Raw genomic sequence first — 21,652 nt, forward strand, 5'->3', positions numbered from 1 at the left:
TTTGTGTGGTTGTTTGTGTGGTTGTTTGTGTGGTTGTTTGTGTGGTTGTTTGTGTCATTATTGATTTTCTTATGCGAGTTCATGTTTGTATCATTGCTACTGTCATAGCAGTATTTTGCCTTAAAAGTCTTATTTTTAATTGAATCTTCTAGTTTTGCTTTATGATTATTCGGGTATATAGATTCAATATCTCCAAAAGAACATATCATGATGGCTTTTCCATCGCTAATTAGTTCATTGCATCCTGTGTTATGTGGACTAGTAATATCTCCAGGTATTGCATATAGTTCACGATTTAAATTTGTTGCCCAGCAAGCAGTGTTAAGTGCACCAGATCTAATTCGAGCTTGAGCTACTATAACTTTAGAAGCGAGTGCTGCAATAATGCGATTTCTTATTAAAAATCTTCTAGCAATCGGTGTTGTATTTGGGCATAATTCGCTTATACATGCTCCACCATTTGTGATTATTTTTTTAAAAAGATTTGCATTAGAGCTAGGACCAATATTATTTAGTCCTCCTGCAAATACAGCAATTGTTGATCCAGAAGGAGTTGATTGTGATTCGCAAACTTCGCGTGATTCTAATGAGCCCCAATGTGCTGCTGCATCGATTCCCATAGCTCCTCCAGATATTACTGTATGACCTCTTAATGAGCTTTCGTACGCTAATCTTCTTGCTATTTCATGTCCATAATCATCGCATCCTCTTGATCCAACGATTGCTATAGGGTGATTGCATTGTATTAAAGCTCCAGGGTTTCCTAATCCCCATAAGCATAGTGGTGGAGCCCATCTTCCGTGTAGCGCCAAGTCTTGAAGTTGAATTGGCCAATAAGAGCTGCTTGGAGAAATAATCCATTGAGTTTTGTTCATTGTAAACCATGAAGTTAGTTGCTGAATATTCCATGATGGTAAATGACTTAATCTCATGCACCATTTTATAATTGAGCGATGTAAAGTTGAAGTTAAGCATTGAGTATTTTTGTATCCCCATGATGAAAGTCCTTGTAAAAAGTATTGTTCTATAACATTAGTATGAGGATTGTTTTCAATTATCTTAATAAATTCTTCATTTGAGTTTTTATCTGTAGAAGAATCGTAATTTTTAGATATTTGTGTTTCGTGTTTATATATATTTGAGTTTTCATTATTTATATTTTGTTCGCTATTTTCTAAGCTTGTATTGGATTTTGTTATTTGAGTTTCATCTAGTATAAGTTTCAATTGTTTATTGTCGTTTTTATATGTAGATTCATATTTTTCGCATAAAATTGCTGTAATCATACGTAATTTTTGTACTATTGCGCAAGCGTTTGGTGCTCCAAGTATTAAAGCATACATAATCGCATCTGCTCCATCTAAGCAGAATGTCAATATTGCTCTTGATAACGTTTCTGCGTCAATTTCATAAAGATCACTTGAACTTGATTCTTTTACTTCGTTTAAACTATCTGTTTGGTTGTTGTTATTACTTTGTTTAACGCAAAAATTGCTTTCATTTAATGATTCTTTTGTAGTGTTTTCTGTTTTTTGCACCCTTGTGCGCAAATTATTTATTTTATAAGTGTTCATATTTTTTCCTTGTTTTTAAATGTATTTTTGTAGATACTTTTGCTGTGTTCATCCAGTTTGCATCTACATGTTTGTGTATAACAGGAACGCTTTTATACTCGCATGTTTTTCTCTGGCTGTTTTGGCTGTTTGTTTTCGCCTTTTAGTTTTCGCTGTTTGTTTTTGTAAGTTTTGTTTTGGCTGTTTTCGCTGTTCTGTTTTTACTTATATTCTTGTTCTTAAGCTAATTGCTTGAGCCATATCTGTTACGTCAGGCGAAACGTGACCTGCAATATCTGCAAGAGTCCATGCAAGTCTTAATGCTCTATCTGCTCCTCGTAAACTCAATTGATGTTTTTCTAGAGCGTTATTTACAAGCATTAAAGCATGTTTTGAAGTATATTTTCTTAGCCATGTACCAGAAGCTTGTGCGTTGCAATTCCAGCCTTGTTTGACGAATCTAACTTGTGCTATTCGTCTAGCTGTTGTAACATTTTTCCGCATCATTGCACTAGTTAGTATAGGCTTTCCATTGTAGAGAGCATTATTGTTTAAGTTATTTTGTTTTATATAACTTTGCTGTTCTAATTTATTAGTTTCATATTTATTAGTTTCATAATTATTTTTCTCGTTATTACTTAAATTAGAATTGTTAGCGTTTGATTTTATGTCGCGTGCGTTTTGCGCAATCATTATTCTTTCAACTGGTGGCACATCCATTTGAATATCAATTCGATCTAAAATTGGTCCTGAAAGCCTAGAAAAATAGCGTATTCTGTCTTTCTCTTTGCACGTGCATCTTTCGCCGTTTCCATATGCATATCCACAAGGGCAAGGATTTGCTGCAATTATAAGTTGGAATTTTGCAGGATAAAAAGTAGTTCCTTTAGATCTCGATACTGCTATGAATCCAGATTCCAAAGGTTCTCGCAATGTTTGTAAAACTCGTGGTGAAAATTCTGGTGCTTCATCCATGAAAAGAACTCCACAATGTGCGCGTGTAATAATTCCAGGTTTTGCGATTCCTGTTCCTCCTCCTATAAGAGAAGCAGATGAAGAAGTGTGGTGAGGTGCTTCGAAAGGCGGTATGTCACTAATTCCGTAATATGGTAAAGTTCCGCATAAAGATCTTATAGATGCTACTTCTAGCTGCTCTTTTTCATTAAGAGGGCACATTATTCCAGGCATGCGTGAAGCGAGCATAGTTTTTCCAGATCCTGGAGGTCCAATCATCATAACATGATGTCCTCCTGCTGCTGCAACTTGCAAAGCCCATTTTGTGTGTTCTTGTCCAAGAACTTCAGACATATCTCCAATAGAGTGTTGTATGTCTGATTCTAAAATTGATTTTTGCGCTGATGTGTGTTTTTGCTCAGCTTTTTTCTGATTTTCAGTATCATTTTTATTGCTATAGTCGAAATTATTACTATTATTTTCGCCTCTATTGAAATTTTTGTTGCAGCGCTCGCTTACTTGTATGTGCTCATATGAAGAGTTTCCAGTTGCTTGTAATGCGCGTTCTCTGTTTAATTGTGCATATTTTCTATTCTTAGAATCAAGTTTTCCATGAAGTTCATCAACTAAATCAAGAATATGTTTTATTCCAATTGCATCGATGCCGTCTACTAAATTAGCTTCATCAAGATTTGCTTGTGGGATAATCATCCTTTTTATTCCCATTTCTTGAGCAAATAAAGATATTGGTAGTAATCCGTTAATTGGAAGAACTGTTCCATCTAAGTTAAGTTCTCCTAAAATAACAGTATTGTCTAAAGATTGTAGAGGAATAATACCTTTAGCGCTTAAAATGCTTGATGCAATTGCTAAATCATATGAAGATCCGCTTTTAGGCATAGAAGCTGGTGAAAGATTGACTGTTATTCGTGATTCCGGCCAATCGCAATGCAATGATTGATAAGCTGATTTTACTCTTTCTCTTGCTTCGCTAAGTGAAGTATCTGGTAATCCAATAATAGAAAAAGCTGGAAGACCTGGAGATATGAATGATTGTATTTGTATTGTAAATGCTTTAAGACCTATAAGACCTACAGATAACGCGTTTCCGATCGTCATTAGAATGCTCCTTGAACGTGTTTGAATTGAATATTTTCTTCTATTGATTCATTGTTTTCGTAAAATTTCTTTTCGTTAGTTGTGCTTGTGTTTTTACTAGTTGTGCTTGTGTTTTCGCTGGTTGTGCTTGTGTTTTCGCTTATAACAGCGTTTTCTTTTATAATTTTTGTGTTATTTGCATTGTTGTTCACGTTTTTCGTTGCAATTGTTATAGATATTGCATCGAATCTTGTGATGTAGTGGCAAATTTTTGAGCCATTTTCTTGTAACCATTTCATAGCAGTTTTGCGCGTTTTTACACATTTTTTATAAGTTATTGCTTCCATTGGTGTTCCGCATTTAATGCTTCTTCTGGTTTTTACTTCTACAAAAACTAATATTTTTTGAGGAGTTATCATCACAATATCTAATTCGCCAAATCGGCAATGCCAGTTTCGATCTAGAAGTATCCATCCTTTTTGCATAAGTTTTAATGTTGCGTATGATTCTCCTAGAGCGCCAATTTTCTTGCTATCTTTTTCTTCGCACATAGATTTTGCTGTGTGCGAGAGTTGGTTTGAAATATACTTTTCCCAATTGTCGAGTTCATAGTTTGCTGAGTTGCTAGCATAATATGATTCGCAATCTGTGTTTGTTTCATAATCGTAATGTGTTTCTTCCATGTTGTTATTTCATCAATGAAAATCGAAGAAATCCAGTTTTTTGAATCTATGTGGTCAGAAGTTCTTTAACGGCGTGTTGTGTTTAAAATCAATAATTAAAACTTCAAATCATACTTAAGTTTGAGTTAAATTTTTTTATTTAATAAATTTCAATCTTTAGAACGATATCAATTCATAATAATTTACTTTAAGTTTGATTATTAGCAATAGGTTTACTATGCAATCAATTAAATCTATAAAGGAGCTGGAATGGATAGTGAATATGGACAAAATTCATATGCGAATAATACGTATGAATTTGGAATTGATGCAAAAGATAATAGATTTACTTCAAATAATATTGATTCGGAGCTAATTGGTGAAACAGCAGTTGCAGCTTTGCATGTTGTAAAAGATTTCGGAAAGGGTGCAGGTATTGTTCACGCTTTGCGCGATGTAAGCGTTAGCTTTGAGCGTGGTAAATTTACTGCAATTATGGGCCCGTCTGGCTCTGGTAAATCAACTTTAATGCATGCTTTAGCTGGTCTTGACAGCGTTAATTTCGGAAAAGTTTTAGTTGATGGCTTAGATATTACAACCATGAATGACAAACAGCTTACGCTTATGCGTCGTGAAATGGTTGGTTTTATTTTCCAAAGTTTTAATCTTCTTCCAATGTTTGACGCTGAGCAAAATATTCTTATGCCTCTTACTTTGGCAGGCAAAAAGCCAGATAAGCAATGGTTTAACACTTTGGTTTTAACTCTTGGCTTGCAAGATCGTTTAAAGCACAGGCCTGCTGAGCTTTCTGGTGGTCAGCGTCAGAGAGTTGCAATTGCTAGAGCTTTGATTTCTAAGCCTTCCGTAGTTTTTGCAGACGAGCCTACTGGTAATCTCGATTCTGCTTCTAGTTCAGAAGTTTTGCGTTTCTTGAAGAAGTCTGTAACTGAGTTTGGTCAAACTGTGATTATGGTTACGCATGATGCAGTTGCAGCGTCTTATGCAGATCGAGCAATCGTATTTGCAGATGGTCAAATCGTTGAAGACGTGCAAAATCCTACTGCACAAGGCATGAGCAAGATGCTTATGGAGCGAAGTGAAGAGCCTAGCGTATACGTAAATTCTGATGCATCTTCTAATTCTTATAATTCTGCTCAATTGCAATAACAAGGTGGTGAAGTTAGAATGTGGAAAATTGCACTAAAACTTATGCGTAAAAGCGTACGCATGCTAATCGCCTCTGGAATTGCAATTCTTATAGGCAGCATGTTTATGAGCGCTACTTTGCTTTTTGTAAACAGTGTTGACGACTTGATGGTTCGCAATGCAACGGAAGAATTCCATAGCGCAAATTATGCAATCTCATCTAAAAGCTCTAACAATTCTCCGAATAGTGGAATTCATTATAAAGACCTTCATTTAGACAAAATATCGAAGATGCATGGTGTCAACGGTATTCGCAGTGACGATGCGACTGCGCTTGTAAGAGTAGAAAAAGGTGATAAATCAGTTACGAGTATTGCTTGGTCTAGTGGTTTGTATGGAAATCTTCCTGTGTATAAATCAACAGAAGGTAGAGATCCACAAAAAATAGGCGAAATTACGCTTATTAAAAGTATTGCTAAATCAATACATGCAAACGTTGGCGATACTATAACTTTGGTTAAAGTAGATGACACTGGCGGAGATAAAGAAAAATCGTACGATGTTCGTGTGGTTGGTCTTGTAGACGATGGAGAACATTCTCAAATACCAACTTCATATCGCGGTACGTATCTTGGTGGCGTAACGAATGATTTTTGTGCAAAACTCAATAATCTTAAGAATTTTGACAATCAAGTTGTGCAAAGCAAAGTATACATGAGTATTGATGAATCTAAAATAAACGATTTATCTCATAAGATTAACGCTTTGCTTCCAGAGCAATTCTCACTTATGTCTAGGCATGAAGTTGGTGTAAGAGCTGTTCGAAATATTTCCAACGGCACTAATTTTATAACTATGTTCCTTATGTCGTTTGGTGTTTTAGCTCTGCTGGTTTCTTCTCTTGTTATTGCAAACACGTTCCAAGTATTAGTTGCACAGCGTAGGAGAACTCTTGCACTTTTGCGCGTGATTGGCGCACAATCGCATCAGCTTTATGCAGCAGTTTTACTTGAAGCTGCAATACTTGGAGTTATTTCTGCTTCTATTGGCGTGCTTTGTGCAATTGGATTTATGGGCGCAATTAGTAACGTGAATATTAATTCTGGACCATTATCTAAGATTCCTTTGATTGTTTCACTTCCTGCGATTGTATGGCCAATAGTAATTGGCGCAATTGTAACAGTTCTTGCTTCTATGAGTGCTGCTCGTTCTGCTACAAAAGTAACTCCGATGGAAGCGTTGCGTCCAATGGATTTGATTAAAGATAAGCGAGCAAGTATTCTTCGTGCTGTTTTCGGAGTGATATTTATTGTTGCTGGTATTTTAGCTACAGCTTTAAGTATTAATATTTTAGCAAGCATGCTTGCTGGGAGGTCAGTTAATGCTGGTTCGAACTCTTGGATGACTTTGCTTGGAGCGATTTTTGGATGCTCGCTTGTGTTCATTGGTATTGTTATTACTGCAACATTCTGGATGCCGTTTGCTATGAGAGCAACTGGCGCAGTTATGGCACTTTGTGGGCCTTCATCTAAAGTTGCTAACGCAAACGTACAGCGAAATCCTAGAAGAGTTGCAGCGACTGGAACTGCTTTGCTTATTGGTGTAACGCTTGTTTCAACAGTTGTAACTGGCGCAATTTGCGGTAAAGCAACTCTTAAAGGTGTTGTTGACGATCGTTACAGTGTTGACATTATTGTTCAAGGTAAGAATGTTGATGAGTCTTTAGCTGCTGACATTTCAAAGATTAGTGGAATAAAGCATACTGAGTTGCTTCCTGCAGTTCCTATGACTTTTAAGAATGCTAAAGGTGAAACTGAATACACTCTGGTAGCTGGAGTTGATAATGTAGATCAACTTCGAAATGTAATGCACACTGATCTCGATGGCGTTAATATAAACAAGGATTCTGTGCTTTTACCTAAGCCTGATGAAGGTGAAGAACCTTTTGATCTTAAAAAGGGAAGTCTTAATTTGCAAGCTTACGTAGAAAAGTACAATTCTAATGACGATAATAATGATAATTTTACGCCATTTACTGGCATGAATACGGATTCTAGTAACAATAATAAGAGTATTACTGTAAAGCAAGTTCAGTTTAAGAAGTATCGAAATGTTTCAGTAGATTCAAACAATACTTCTTTTGTTAGCAAATCTTACTTCAATAACTACCTTAAGCCTACAACGCATATTCTGCTCATTTCGCTGAATTCTAGAAATGCGAATCTTATAGATATTGTTAAAAATATTCGAAATGTTACATCTAACTATGCGGAAGTTATGTCTACAGGAAGCGTGTTTGAGCGAGCGATGTGGGAGAGTGCTATTGATACAATGATGATGCTTCTCGTTGGCTTAATAGCAGTAGCTGTTGTGATTGCTTTAATAGGCGTTGCAAACACGCTAAGCTTGTCTGTTATTGAGCGAACTAAAGAATCTGCAACTTTGCGTGCAATAGGCATGACAAGGGGACAGGTTAGGAGATCTCTTGCGATGGAAGCAACATTGATTTCACTAACAAGCACTGTTTCTGGCTTGATTGTTGGAACAGTGTTTGGATGGATTGGATCCTACATGGTGTTTAGCGTAATTGGCAAAGTTCCGTTTGTAATTGATTGGACTATTTACGCGGTTCTCGCTCTAATTGCTTTGTTTGCAGCGCTTCTTTCCAGTGTGCTTCCAGCTCGTAGAGCAGTTAAGTCTTCGCCTGTTGTTGCTCTTGCAGACGAATAGTATTTACAATAATTAAAGGGTTATAGGCATCTTGGTCTATAACCCTTTAATTATGCATATTTTTAACTAAATGATATTACTTTATTCAGCAGCTGCCGCAGCGGAATAAACAATGTATACAATAATTAAATAAAATATGTGCAATGAAAAATATTAAGTAATTTCTTATAACAGCTAAAAATTTTATGTAACTAAAACGTTTAAAGTAGTGCTGACATGTTTAATCACGTGTTGGCATTATTTTTTTCTGTTAAGCTTTCGACACGCAGAGTGTAAGCGGTTTTAATTTGTAAAAAAGTAAGTATTGTTTACGAATAACATTCAACATAGTGTATATTTATCCACTGTATAATCAAGTTTTTCAGCATATTCTTGAATTTGTTATGTTTAATATACGTAATCAATTTGTTAACAGGAAATATTCCGTATCTTTTGACTTGTTTTTGTATTTATTACTTTGTTATGCTCAGATTGACTGCTGACATAAGTTAGACATGAAGGCCGCTACGAGCAAGGAGTAGAAAATATGGTAACGGTCAATAAAAAATCTGCCGCAGTAATCGCAGGATTGTTGTTGTCTTTGCAAAGTCCAATGCCAGCATGGGCTAAAGATGCAGCGAACGAAGTAAAAGATAATACTCTTACGGTATCAGAGACGACTGTTAATGCGTCTACTGAAAATAAATTATTGCAAGTTGAGCGTAACATTGAAGAATTAAAGTCTAAAATTGATGAGCAAACTAAAAATCTTGAAGATGTAGTCAATAAGTTAAATAAGACTATAGAGGATATTCAGACTCTAACAAAAGGTATTGCACAAAGACAAAAAGAACTTGATGGAATAAATAAAGTTATTGGAACTGATTTAGCTCAAGCACAAGCTGCTATAAAAGATCTTAAGAAGCAAAAGCAGCTAAAAAAAGTAGAACTTAAAAGTCTTGAGATTCAAAAAGAACAGTCTAAAGAAAATTATGAAAAATCAAAAAATGAATTAGATTCTCTTATTTCTCTTGAGAGTGAAGAATCTTCTAAGAAAGATTCATACGAGAAAATATATAAAAACTATGAGAATAAGATGCAGGTTCTTAATTCAGACATTAAAGTTCTTTCTGAAGAAATAGAAAAGGATAGAGCTGCTCTGCTAAAACTTAGTGCTAAAGTAGATGAAGCTAATAAAGCATTGGAAGCTGCAGAGCATCAAGATAATGCAGATTATGATAAATTGCGTTCTGATCTTGAAAATGCTGACAAAGAGTTTAATTCTTTAAATCAGGAAATTGGTGTAAAGAAGCTTAAGCTTAGCGATATGAATTCTACTTTGAATCAGCTTGAGCCTAAGTTTAATGAAGCTGTAAAGTCGTTCGAAGAACAATCTAAGCAGCTTGAAAGTATTAAGCAAGATTTAGACATTGCAAAACAAGATACAGAAGATAAGCTTAAAGATTTCAATGATAAGACTAGTTCTATTGAAAAAATTAAAGAAGAGCTTTCTGCGATAGAAGTAGATATCAACAGTTATGAGCTTTCTTATAATGAATCTGAAAGAAATGAAAAGATTGAAGGTTTGCGAACAAATATTGCTGTACTTAAAGATCTTCTAAAAAATTCACAAACTACGAAAGTAAACGGTGAAAAAGCAAAGAATAATTTAGAAGATACTTTGAAGGATCTTAAGAATCAGCATAGTCTTGCATTAGCTGAACTTGAAGCTTTGAAAGCTTACAAAGCGGAAAATAAGAAGAAGAGCTCTGAAAGTGGCTCTACTTCATCTGTTCCTAAAAGAAATAATTCTGATTCTCAAACACAATCTAATGAATCTGAAAGAAGAATTGCTCCTAATAATCCGCAATCTTCTGTAAATTCAAAAGATAATTCTGATTCTTCGGGAGCGCCTTCTAAAAAGCATTCTGGAACTTCTTCTGAAACTCCTTCCGAAGCGCCTTCAAGTGAAACTAAAGAAACTTCTTCTAATCGTGTTAATAAAGTAGAAGAATCTGTTAAAGTAGTTAGCAAATCTAAAGAAGAAAAACCGATTAAAGCAGCAGTAGTTCGTGTGTCTAAATCTTCGAGTAAATCGAATGATTCAGCAAGTAAAGCTCAATCGCATACGAATACTAATTCGAACAATTCTTCTAAAAATGGTAATTCTTCTGACTCTCAGGTTCCAGAATCAAATGCTAAAGAAGTTGAAAGCACTGAAGGAAGTGAAGAAGTTAAAGAAAAAGAGCCTGTTGCTAGAGATAAATCGCATACTGAAGCAAGTTCTGTAAGAGAGAATAAGGTTGCTGAGAATATAATTTTGGCTGTTGTAGCGCTTGTTGCTTTTGCAGGTATTGCAGCTACTGGTGTTACTGTTATGCGTCATCGACGTAAGTAATAAGTACAGCAGAATCGAAATATTATGTAGCTTCTTTAAGCTTATATCACAGTTTGTGACTAGAAAGAGGTTGAAATTGCATAGTGCATTTCAACCTCTTTTGAATTTAGTAATATGTATTCTTATCTAATAGATAATGATAAAAGAATTGAGTTTTGTATTTTGCATTATTCTTAAAACTATTGAGCAGATATGAAGATAAGTAAGATAAGCAGGATAAGTAAGATACACGCTTAAAAAATACTTATAAATAAGTTTTATAATAAATCGTAAAATTAAACTTATTGCAAGAATAAGATTAAAAGTATAAATTTAATGTTTAATTAAATTATTTTCGTATGCATAAACAACTGCTTGAACTCGATCTCTAGCATTTATTTTAGATAGAATATGCGCTACGTGTGTTTTAACTGTTGGTAGTCCAATGAATAATTTGCTTGCAATTTCTTGATTCGATAATCCGTGTGCAAGTTCTATTAAAACTTCTAATTCGCGATCAGTTAATTCTGATACTTTAGTATTCGTTATATTTTGTGAATTTTTATCGTTATTATTTGAATAATTGCTTGAATTATGTTCCATCATATTTTCAATCAAGCGTTTAGTTGCACTAGGTGCAATAATTGCATTCCCTTGATAAACAGTTCTTATTGAATTAAGTAATGTTTCTGGTTCTGTATCTTTAAGTAAAAATCCTGATGCTCCAGCATGAATTGCAGCCATAACATATTCGTCAAGATCAAAAGTTGTTAGAATAATAATTCGAGTATTTACGCTTATTTTTTGTTGCAAAATCTTACGAGTTGCTTCTAAGCCATCCATGCTTGGCATTCTAACATCCATTAAAATAATATCTGGTTTCTCAATTTCTGAAAGCTTAACCATTTGCTCGCCGCTGTTAGCTTGAGCTACAACGCGCATATCTTTTTGTGAGTTGATTACCATTGCAAAGCCAGCGCGTACTAGCTCTTGATCATCTGCGATTGCTATGCGAATTATTCCAATGTTTTCCATAATTTAATAGTATCAAGTTATTGTTGCTTATTTTCAATACTGTGTTGAATTTGTTCATCAATAGAAGATGCAGGATGTAATACTAGTTTATTGTTTTTTGAATTGTGAACATTTGTATTTTTATTTATTGCTTCATCGCTAGAGCCGGTTTCTCGTAAAATTCCAAGCAAATTTCGCATATATTTAAGAGCTGAGCGACCTTCGCTACCAATATTTTTGAATGCTTTTTCAATATCTTCTTTTTGTTGATCTATGTCATTTGAAGGTTGCAAATTGTTGTTTTTGTTGTTTTTGTTGTTGGCTTCTATATTGTTGTTGTTATCTATATTTGTGTTGTTGTCTTCGTTGTTGTTTTCGTTATCTTCTGTATTCTCGTTGTTTTTTGCTTTTTCGTATTCGTTTAGCATTGAAATTCCATTATTTGCAGCGTTTATAACTCTGTGCAATGTAACAGAAACTTCTTGTTGAATATTTGCGCTAATACGTTGTCTTTCTGCGTTAGCAATAAGAGTTTGTAATTGTTGTTGTTCTTTTTCTAATTCAATTTTTCTAGTTTTAAGAAGTAACAAGTTATTATTGTCATTTCGCTTATAGTATGCAAAAGCAATCACAATAAATAAAACTATAGAAAGTAAAAATCCTATAATAAGTCCAATTGCTATAATTTGCGTGAAATCATAAAAATTGGAAATATTATACTTAGAATCGAAAAATTGGAACAGAGTTACGTTCATTGTAAATTTTCGCGAAGAAATAGCAGTTTTTATGCCGAAAATAGTGCATTCAACAAGAGTGGCTGCGCTAACCCATTTCCATGTGTTCTTTTTCCCATATAGAACTGATGCATAGATAATAGCAGGCACAGTTAAGTTTGCATAAATAATATTTTGTAAGAAAATCAATTGTAATGCAGAACAAATTGAAACAATTATAGCGCATGCTGTTGGAGCTTTTCGCCGAAACATCATAGGAACTATAGTTGTTAGTGTAAATACTCTATACATTATATTAACGAAAATTGTATTGCAATTATCGTAAGGTACTGTATTTCCTAGAATTGAATCGTATGTTGGAATTATAAGGAAAAGTATGAGCCATGGAGAGTAACAAATAATATCTCCTATAAGCCAGTGTTGTTGCATCCATTGAGATATTTTTTCAATATTATTTTCTGATCTAACTTTTTTACTATTAAATCCTTTTCCTGTATCTTTTATATTTTTTATATTTTGCTCACTATTTTCTATTAAAGTTTGTGTTTCATTTTTATTAGTATTTTCTATATTGATAGGATTTGTTTTTAAGTTTGAACTAGTTGCTTCAATTCGTGAGCTTGAGTGTTTTATTTCTGATATTCTATTACCTAATAATTTTAGTGTCGCTTTATCGTTTTGATAAGAATATGGTATGAAAGCAATAATATTAAATGATCCATCTTCTAGTTTTCCGGAAGTTAATTTACCGTTTATGCGCTCAAGTCGTTCTTTCATTCCGATTAAGCCATATCCGTGTTTTGTTTTTGAGTTGATATTTTGAGAAGATTCTGATCCATTTTTATTTATTTCATTGTTAATTATTAAAGTTAAGCCTTTAAGATCCCATTGTTCATGAATTTTAACTCTAACGCTATCTCCAGCATGCTTTCGTATATTACTAAGTGCTTCTTGTATAACTCTATAAGCTACGGCTTGCGCTTGTGAATCAAGCATGTTTGAAGAGTTTTTCCCATCGACAGTATGCCAAAAAATATTATTTGGAGATGCAACTCTAGCTTGCTCAATAAGTGAAGATATTTCAGAGTAATTATCTTCATGTGAAGAAGTTTCGCTTAATGCTTTTAGCATTTTCTTCATATCGTTAATTGCTCGTTCTGCTTCATTTTTAATTATGATCATAGTTTTTTTAGCAAGAGGAATATCGTGTGATGCAGCGTATCTTCCGCCATCTGATTGCACTATGATAATCGAAAGCGTATGTGCAACTATATCATGCATCTCTCTAGCAATTCTTGCACGCTCAGAAGTGACGGTAATATGTTGCCAGTGTTTGCGATTAGCTAAAATAGTTGCATTATTTTCTTGCAAAAGTTTAATAAAATGCAAGCTTGAGCGTTGCCAATAACCAATAATAACTGTGATAGTAGTTGCTATAATTGCAAAAATTACTGAAGGTAGCGCGAAATTCAAAATAATTGATGTGCACACAGCTGGATGGTTTGCTGAAGGATTATAAATTTTGCAAGCGTATATTATTCCTTTACTTGCTTTTCCTGAAAATGATCCTATTACGATTGACCAAGATATTGAAATAGCAGACAAAATAGTAGTTATATAAGCAGCAATAACAAATGCTCTAGAATGTTCAGGTTTTCCTCTTGAAATAACGTTAGAAAGTAAAATAAATCCTAGAAAATCATCAAAAAGTAGAGATGGTCCTAAAAGCAAGTGGATTATGCAAACGCAAATAAAGATAATAGCTACTTGGCTTGGCCATATTTTACGCACGCATATCAGTGATGCAATAACAATTCTAACTATTATGACAGTTACTATACTTCCTTGTGTTATAAGACCATCAATTCTATTCCAAGGATATTTAAACATTGTAAAAGATATAAAAATAATGAATATACTACCAATCAGATCTTTTATTGTTATTTCATTTCTTAAGCGATTCATTGCATTTCGTAGTGCATGCTGTATATTCATATCTACTAGGCTAATGCATAGTTCTTTATAGAACAATCGAACTTTAGTATGATTTGCGATTTTTAGCATTTTTGCTTTTGTGTTTTTGTTGAATGATTTCGTATATTCGCATGATTTCGTATATTTGCATGATTTTGTGTTTTATTCTAATAGAGTAAAATATAGTAAATTCGTAGTTAATTTCACATTGATAGATTATTTGTTAGTAGAATATGTCTTATAGTTATCTATAGTTTCGCTTAAGAATTTTGTGTAGAAAGGCGAGTTGTCATGACTTTATTAACACATTATTACGTACCAGGGTTATACGTAGAAGAACGTGCTATAGATGTGCCTCTTGATTGGGAAGGAAATACTCCAGGAGATCAAGTTAAAGGTGAAACAATTCGTCTATTTTGTAGAGTTATTACTTCTCCGCAGCACGCGCATGACGATTTGCCGTTGCTTGTGTTCTTGCAAGGAGGACCTGGTGGGCAGTGCCCTCGTCCTCTTTCACCTTCTAGTGATGGTTGGATTGAAGAAGCTGTTAAACATTTTAGAATAGTTTTGCCTGATCAGCGTGGAGTTGGTCGCTCTTCTAGAGTTGATGCTTCAACTATGAAACGTATGGCTGCTGACGGTGTTAGTGTTGAACATCAAGCTTGGTATTTGAAGCGTTTCTTAGCTGATTCTATTGTTCGTGATTTTGAGCATTTGCGTATTAGTGAATTTGATGCTAAGCCGTGGGTTTCATTAGGGCAAAGTTATGGTGGATTCTTAACTCTTACTTATCTATCGCTATTCCCACAAGGTCTAATCGCTAGTTTCACAACTGGCGGTATTCCTCATGTTCCAGCTAATGCTCGCGAAGTATATGAACATACATTCCCTCGTATGGCCACAAAAACAGAGCAATTCTATGAGAGATATCCGCAAGATGTTGCTAGAGTTGCTGCTATTGCAGATAGAATTTCGCAAGGAGATGTAGTTCTTCCTAATGGTGAAAATCTTACTGTTGAAAGATTACAAACCTTAGGCTCGTCTTTTGGTATGAAACCGAGTTTTGAGAGAATTCATTGGGTGCTCGATTCTGCTTTTTCTGATGCAGATGGTTCTCTTAAAGCATTTAAACATAGTGGTGGTTCTATCAGTGGTTCTCTAAGTGATGAATTCCTGTATTCAATCATGGATGAAACTTCTTCTAGTCCTCTTTATTGGCCTCTTCAGGAGTTTATTTACGCTGATGGTGAATTAGATAATCCTATTCGTTGGGCAGCTCAACAAGTTCGCGACTCTATGCCTGAATTTTCTTGTTCTGCTCGTCCTCTTCTTTTTACTGGGGAAGCTGTATTCCCTTGGATGTTTGATCAAGAACTTGCGTTAAGTCCGTTTAAGCCTGCTGTTGATAGTATGATGGAAGATAAAAAATTTGGAAAGATTTATGATGAGGAACAATTATCTAATAATGAAGTTCCTCTGCAAGCAGCTGTTTATTTCGATGATTTGTATGTTGATTCTGGATTGCAATTAGATACGTTGTCGCGTATATCTAATTCACATTATTGGACTACAAATGAATTTGAGCATGATGGTGTTCATGGTTCTAAAGTATTTCGTCATTTGTTAGATGAAGCTAGAGATAGGGGAGATTTACAAGCTTTATATAAGTAAGCTAATGATTTATTATAATGATTTATTATTAGTGATCTTGAATAGTGATTTAGATTCGCAGTTCATGTATTGTAAATAATCATGCGTGAAAATAGGAAAATTGGTCAAATTTAGATGGGATTTTATTGGAAATGAGTTCTGATTTCGTTGCAACAGTAGGATTTATTGGATATGGAAATATGGCGCAAGCAATTGCAAAAGGACTAACTAAGTCTGGTGTTAATGCTTCAAATATTGTTGCATGTGCTGCACATTATGAGAAATTAGAACGTAATTGTTCTTTGCTTGGCATACGTCCTATGCATAGCGCTTTAGAAGTATGCCAAGTAAGTGATGTGATTATTATTGCAATAAAGCCTCATCTGATTGAGTCTGTGCTCTTGCCTCTTTCTAATTTGATTGTTAAACGCGGCATTGCAATAATCTCAGTTGCTGCTGGTTGGAATTTAGAGCGTTATAAAGAAGTTCTTGGAAATGCTGCAAATGTTCAATGCATTATTCCTAATACGCCTATTGCTGTTTGCAATGGAGTAACTTTAGCTGAATCTACAAATAGTCTAACGAAAGAGCAAATAAAAATGTTTAATGCTCTTTTTGGACCTATATCTCTAATAGAGTATGTTGATGCAAAAGATATGAATATTGCTATGTGTGTTTCTAGTTGTGCTCCTGCTTTTACGTCAATGTATATGGAAGCGTTAGCAGATGCAGGCGTAAAGTACGGATTGAAACGTGATTGTGCTTATCGTCTAGCAGCTAAAATGATTGAAGGAGTTGGAGCATTGTATATGGATTCTAGAATGCATCCAGGAGAGATGAAAGATTCTGTATGTTCTCCAGGAGGAACCACTATTCGTGGTGTTGCAGAATTAGAATCTCGTGGTTTTAGAGGAGATGTGATTGCTGCTATAGATGCTATTGAAAAAAATAAATAGTCGAATTGTAAAGTAAATTAGTATTAGTAAATTAGTATTGGTAAATTAGTATTAGTGTCGTGCTTTCCGCGCGCAGGTCTAGACTAGGTGAATATGTCTTTAACAATAGGAATTGTTGGTTTGCCTAATGTTGGCAAGTCCACTATGTTTAATGCTTTAACTCGCAATAATGTATTAGCAGAAAATTATCCATTTGCAACTATTGAGCCGAATACTGGTATTGTTCCATTACCTGATCATCGTTTACCAGTATTAGCTAAATTAGTTCATACTGAAAAAATCGTGCCAGCAACAGTTACTTTCGTAGATATTGCAGGTATTGTTAAAGGTGCATCTGAAGGTGAAGGTTTAGGAAACAAGTTCCTTGCAAATATTCGTGAAGCAGACGCAATTTGTGAAGTTGTTCGTGCGTTTAACGATGACGATATTGTTCATGTAAACGGCAAAGTTGATCCTGCAGACGATATTGAAACTATAAACACTGAGCTTATTCTTGCAGATATGCAAACTATTGATAATGCATTGCCAAAGCTAGAAAAAGATTTACGCGGAAAGAAAGTAACTCAAGAGTATGTTGATGCTGTAAATCTTGCTAAAAAGATTCTTGCTTCTGGAAAGACAATTGATCAGGCTCATAACGAAAAGCTTATTGATAAAAACGATGTGTATGATTTGCATTTGCTAACTGCTAAGCCGTTTATTTACGTGTTCAATGTTGATGATTCTGAGCTTTGCGATGAAGATTTAAAGTCTAAACTTTCAGCTTCTGTTGCCCCTGCTAAAGCAATATTCTTGAATGCTCAATTTGAGTCTGAGCTTACTGAACTTGATGAGACTGATGCTCGTGAAATGCTAGAAGATGCTGGTTTGAAAGAATCAGGTTTAGATCAGCTTGCGCGAGTTGGATTTGATATTTTAGGACTTCAAACTTACTTAACTGCGGGTGTTAAGGAAGTTCATGCTTGGCAAATTCATAAAGGATGGACTGCTCCTAAAGCTGCTGGAGTTATTCACACTGATTTTGAGCGTGGATTTATTAAAGCAGAAGTTGTATCTTACAATGACTTCGTAGAAGCTAATGGTTCTATGCCTAAAATCAAGGAAGAAGGAAAGCTTCGTCTTGAAGGTCGCGACTATGTGATGCAAGATGGAGATATAGTTGAGTTTAAGTTTAATGTGTGATTCTGTATTATTGATGGAGATGTTATGCGAGTGTTTAGTGCCGTGACTAACGATATTAAGAAGTTTTCTAATACGATGAAGAGTGTTTTTGATTCGTGGACTCACGGAACTATGTTGCGTCGTTTTATTGGCTTAATCATTATTATGGTTTTAGTTATTAACTATTTGGAATATGTTGATTATTCAATAAAAAGTGTTGCTTCTGTTAATAGTAAAATTTATAGTGTTTCTAATAAGAAGAAACATAATATAATTAAGCTCAAAAAACGCAATACTGTGCCATCTCCAGGTAAAAATTCTAAAAAAGATGCTGCTGAAAAAAAGAATCCTGACGACATCTGGAAGAATCCTACTGGAGGAGCGTATCCTGATATTAAAAATTTAGATAAAAAGAATATTTATTTGAAAGTAGACACAAGTTCACAAACTGTTACTGTATACAATGGTAGTGAAGTGCTTTACACTATGATTGCAAGTACTGGAATCGGTAATTTAACTCCTAAAGGTACTTATAAGATTACTGATCGAGGAACTCATTTTTATAATCCTAAAGAGCGTTTAGGTGGAGATTATTGGGTTGGGTTCAAACAGTCCAAATACTTGTTCCATACTGTTCCAACTGGTCGCAGATTTGGTACTTATATTAAATCAGAAGCTCGTAAATTAGGTCACAAAGCTTCTAATGGTTGTGTGCGATTAAGCGTTCCAGATGCTAAGTGGATTTATGTAAACATTCCACAAGGCGTGAAAGTGAAAATTATCTAAAATTTCATAAAATATACGATGCTGTTATTTAATAGCATCAACTAATTACATGAGAGTTTAGATACGGAAACTATGCGCGCAAAACATTATGCGTTCGTTCAAGATGTTTAAGTTAGCTCTGTGATGTTCGCAAAATTCATTATTTTTTCTTTGAGTTGTTCGTTATTTTAATCTTTTTTGTGACCATTTTGTAATGTTTTAATCATTTCTAATAGTTGCTTAGGATTTGTTTCTGGAAGGTAAGAGCTTGTAACAGCAAGTGATATTTGAGCGAGTTTCGCTGAATCTTGATAACAAATGTATACAGGATTTGCGTCTGGTTGGAATTTCTTTTTGAAGAAGTATAAAGATTTAAATCCGTATGCTGGTTCTAAAATGTCTGAAACCATAGTTAAAGCATGATTTATAATATTGCTTTCATTGGAGTTTTCTTGTATATCTTTATCTATATCTTTATCTATATCTTTATCCTCAATATCTTCCATACCAGCTAGAGGAGCAGCAGATAGGCTCATAAATTTTACAGCTGATTCTGTGTGTTCTAATCCTTCATCTCGTAGTCTTTCAGCCATTCTAGCTATGATGAATTCCATAATTCCGTTAGGGCTATCTGTGCGATGTCTCATAAAATCAAGAGTCCAACCAATTATCTTATTGTGCTGATATGAAGGCATCCAACTTGTTATTCCTAAAACTCTGTTATGTAAATCTATTGCGTAAAGAAGAATAACTCTAGAATCTTGTAATTCTTCAATTCCGCCAAGAGTAAATTTCATTTCTGGTAATGCTTTAAGTTCTGCCCATTCTTCAGAAATTTCAACAATCTGTCGTTTGATATCATCTTGCGCTTCATCAAAAGTACTCATTATATCTGTAATGCCTTCGCGCTTAGCTTTATTTATTGCAGTGCGAATATCTTGCCATTTTTTACCGCGAGTTTGCCAACTATTTGGATTAATAATCATTTCAGTTCCGACTTTTATAGAAGAAAACCCTAATTCTTCTAAAATCTTACGTTGATTTTCATGTACAGCATAAAAAACAGGTGCCAACGAATTTTTTTCGCAAAATTGTATAAATCCTTTTATGCTTTGTCTATATTCGCTTTGTTCTCCAAAAGGACCTGTAAGAGTTAAAGCAATACCGTATTTAACGCGATAAGCTATTGCTGAATTTTCACTAGGAGAAAACCAGTAATGATTTCCTTGCCAAGTGGTCATGAAACTCATTGTTTCTCCGCCACATTCTACTAGTTTACTTGCTTTATTGCGATCTTCTTCATTTAGAGAAATAATAGTTCTAAACCATTTTACGCAAACAAATACTACTGCTGCCCAGAAAATTACGCCTATACTTTGCATAACTACTGATATAAGCGTGCTTTTAGGTATAAGCATTATTCTTGTTCTACTTGCGAATCCCATTGGCATCCATCGCCCTGGTAAATCTAGTATTAAGTTATATAAATTAGCTGTAGGATGGAATTTTTGAGGCAATAGCAATCCTATTGAAATGTATGCTATTGAAGTAAATAGTAATGTTAAAAATATGATTGTAAGACCTATTATTACTTGACGTTTATCTGTGTGAATTGAGAAGTGTTTAATGTTTGAAACTAATAAAATAACAATAATAATAGGTGGAAAAGCTGTGAGTGCAAACGCAACTGCAGAAGCATTATGACCTGTATTAGGAGTGTTTTGCATAGATGCAATTAAAGGCAAAATAGTAAAGTATGTTGTTGCAAAAATTGCTGTGATAGTATTAACTGCGATTGCTGTCCATGCTGCAAGTCGTCTTCCACGTAGTAGTCCCCAAGCTATTAAAAGCATTGCAACCATTGGTAAGGCAGCGCGAATCCATAATCCTCCATAAGCTGTGTGATGTAATCCTACATGTAGTAAGCAGCTTGCAGAAGTTGAATTACTCATGCATCTTGTAAGCCAAGATTTTCCTCCTAATTCTGGAGACATGAACAGCCCTAACATTGTTAAGATTCCAGCATGAGAACGAGATGAAAGAGCTAATATTGGTCCTATTGCCATAACTACTTGTGATATTGCAAATAACCTTCGTACTTCGTAGTCTGTTCCTTGCCACCATTGTCTTTGTTTTTTTGTTTGTGAAGATTTATCTCTATGAGATCTTAATAAGAGTTTCCCTATTATTTGACCTGTAATAGCTGCTATAAGTGTGCAATAATCTCCTGGATTACCGCTATATAACAGCATTGCGAATGTTATTGTGTATCCAACTACCAGCATTCTTCTTCGAAGAAGTAAAGATTGGTAGTATGCTGCAGCCATAAAGATTCCTACAAATAATGTAAATGGTGAAAGTCTAATTGGAATACGTCTGATCCAACCCAAATTGCTAATAAGCGTTGAAAGTGCGCCTATGAGTGTTAATCCAAATATTATTCCTGAACATGTGCTGATAAGAGAAATACTTATCATGCGTATTTTTTTCATGTGAGTTTCTGCTAAACCAATTAAAATGATTGAAAGTGCAGCGTTAATCATAAGTGAAGATATGCTGTTGACATAAACAAGTGTTTTTAATAATTGTGATAAAAATACAGGAATATTATTGTGACCAAAGAATAATGCGTTTGTAATTTTTGGTTTTCTGTATACAAATAATTTAGACAAAGTTGTATCTGTTCCATTAGCGTACAAGTGAGAGATCGTTGTGAAAATCCAATTGACTATGTTAATAATAATCAAGGTTGCTGCTGTGTACGTTGCAAGAACGCGTCCGCGAATCCAAGACATTATGTCTTTAAAAATTACACGCATGTGATTGTTGTGTGCGTTTTGTTTCTGTGTTTTAGATTGTATTTTTTGATAAGTGTTTGTATCTCTAGTTGTTTGTTGAT

General features: G+C 34.5%; 12 protein-coding genes and 2 pseudogenes. 7 read left to right on the forward strand and 7 right to left on the reverse strand.

The window, feature by feature from the left end; translation table 11 throughout:
• From Q0X59_RS04800 to Q0X59_RS04810, 4 genes and pseudogenes are all read right to left on the reverse strand, one after another.
• Positions 1-1,574: DNA-processing protein DprA (locus tag Q0X59_RS04800; RefSeq protein WP_297643535.1), on the reverse strand; the 1,574-nt coding region annotated here is incomplete at its 3' end.
• Between the two features lie 204 nt (positions 1,575-1,778).
• Positions 1,779-2,081: pseudogene (locus Q0X59_RS06185) on the reverse strand (ATP-binding protein); the annotation flags it as partial.
• A gap of 162 nt (positions 2,082-2,243) precedes the next feature.
• Positions 2,244-3,626: pseudogene (locus tag Q0X59_RS04805) on the reverse strand (ATP-binding protein); the annotation flags it as partial.
• Positions 3,626-4,288, reverse strand: coding sequence for a YraN family protein (locus tag Q0X59_RS04810; RefSeq protein WP_082266227.1), 663 nt, complete (start codon positions 4,286-4,288; stop codon positions 3,626-3,628). The gene Q0X59_RS04810 and the pseudogene Q0X59_RS04805, both read right to left, overlap by 1 nt.
• Before the next feature lie 249 nt (positions 4,289-4,537).
• Between Q0X59_RS04810 and Q0X59_RS04815 the strand changes: the two genes are divergently transcribed.
• The 3 genes from Q0X59_RS04815 to Q0X59_RS04825 all read left to right on the forward strand — a co-directional run bounded on the left by Q0X59_RS04815 (position 4,538) and on the right by Q0X59_RS04825 (position 10,520).
• Positions 4,538-5,434, forward strand: coding sequence for an ABC transporter ATP-binding protein (locus Q0X59_RS04815; protein WP_230955892.1), 897 nt, complete (start codon positions 4,538-4,540; stop codon positions 5,432-5,434).
• 18 nt (positions 5,435-5,452) lie between these two features.
• Positions 5,453-8,143 carry an FtsX-like permease family protein gene (locus Q0X59_RS04820; RefSeq protein ID WP_297643543.1) on the forward strand — a complete coding sequence of 897 codons (2,691 nt, stop codon included), beginning with the start codon at positions 5,453-5,455 and terminating at the stop codon, positions 8,141-8,143.
• A 526-nt stretch (positions 8,144-8,669) separates the two neighbouring features.
• Positions 8,670-10,520, forward strand: a complete 1,851-nt coding sequence (locus tag Q0X59_RS04825) for an ATPase (RefSeq protein WP_297643545.1) — start codon at positions 8,670-8,672, stop codon at positions 10,518-10,520.
• Positions 10,521-10,832: 312 nt separating this feature from the next.
• On the opposite strand, the gene Q0X59_RS04830 is transcribed toward Q0X59_RS04825, so the two are convergent.
• Positions 10,833-11,534, reverse strand: coding sequence for a response regulator transcription factor (locus tag Q0X59_RS04830; RefSeq protein WP_075523255.1), 702 nt, complete (start codon positions 11,532-11,534; stop codon positions 10,833-10,835).
• A gap of 17 nt (positions 11,535-11,551) precedes the next feature.
• Positions 11,552-14,242, reverse strand: a complete 2,691-nt coding sequence (locus Q0X59_RS04835; protein ID WP_297643547.1) for a histidine kinase — start codon at positions 14,240-14,242, stop codon at positions 11,552-11,554.
• A 270-nt stretch (positions 14,243-14,512) separates the two neighbouring features.
• On the opposite strand from Q0X59_RS04835, the gene Q0X59_RS04840 reads away from it, so the two are divergent.
• The 4 genes from Q0X59_RS04840 to Q0X59_RS04855 all read left to right on the forward strand — a co-directional run bounded on the left by Q0X59_RS04840 (position 14,513) and on the right by Q0X59_RS04855 (position 18,774).
• Entirely contained in the window at positions 14,513-15,892 is a 1,380-nt protein-coding gene (locus Q0X59_RS04840; protein WP_103042966.1) for an alpha/beta fold hydrolase, read from the forward strand.
• Positions 15,893-16,023: 131 nt separating this feature from the next.
• Positions 16,024-16,827, forward strand: coding sequence for a pyrroline-5-carboxylate reductase (gene proC / locus Q0X59_RS04845; protein ID WP_297643551.1), 804 nt, complete (start codon positions 16,024-16,026; stop codon positions 16,825-16,827).
• A gap of 93 nt (positions 16,828-16,920) precedes the next feature.
• Positions 16,921-18,009, forward strand: coding sequence for a redox-regulated ATPase YchF (gene ychF / locus Q0X59_RS04850; RefSeq protein ID WP_075523251.1), 1,089 nt, complete (start codon positions 16,921-16,923; stop codon positions 18,007-18,009).
• 24 nt (positions 18,010-18,033) lie between these two features.
• Positions 18,034-18,774 (forward strand): L,D-transpeptidase, encoded by a 741-nt coding sequence (locus tag Q0X59_RS04855; protein WP_297643554.1) that lies wholly within the window; start codon positions 18,034-18,036, stop codon positions 18,772-18,774.
• 167 nt (positions 18,775-18,941) lie between these two features.
• Here Q0X59_RS04855 and Q0X59_RS04860 read toward each other — a convergent pair whose 3' ends face one another.
• Positions 18,942-21,548, reverse strand: a complete 2,607-nt coding sequence (locus Q0X59_RS04860) for a DUF2156 domain-containing protein (RefSeq protein ID WP_297643559.1) — start codon at positions 21,546-21,548, stop codon at positions 18,942-18,944.
• Between the last annotated feature and the right edge of the window lie 104 nt (positions 21,549-21,652).

The sequence above is a fragment of the uncultured Gardnerella sp. genome, from assembly GCF_947280595.1.
GTDB lineage: Bacteria > Actinomycetota > Actinomycetes > Actinomycetales > Bifidobacteriaceae > Bifidobacterium > Bifidobacterium vaginale_A.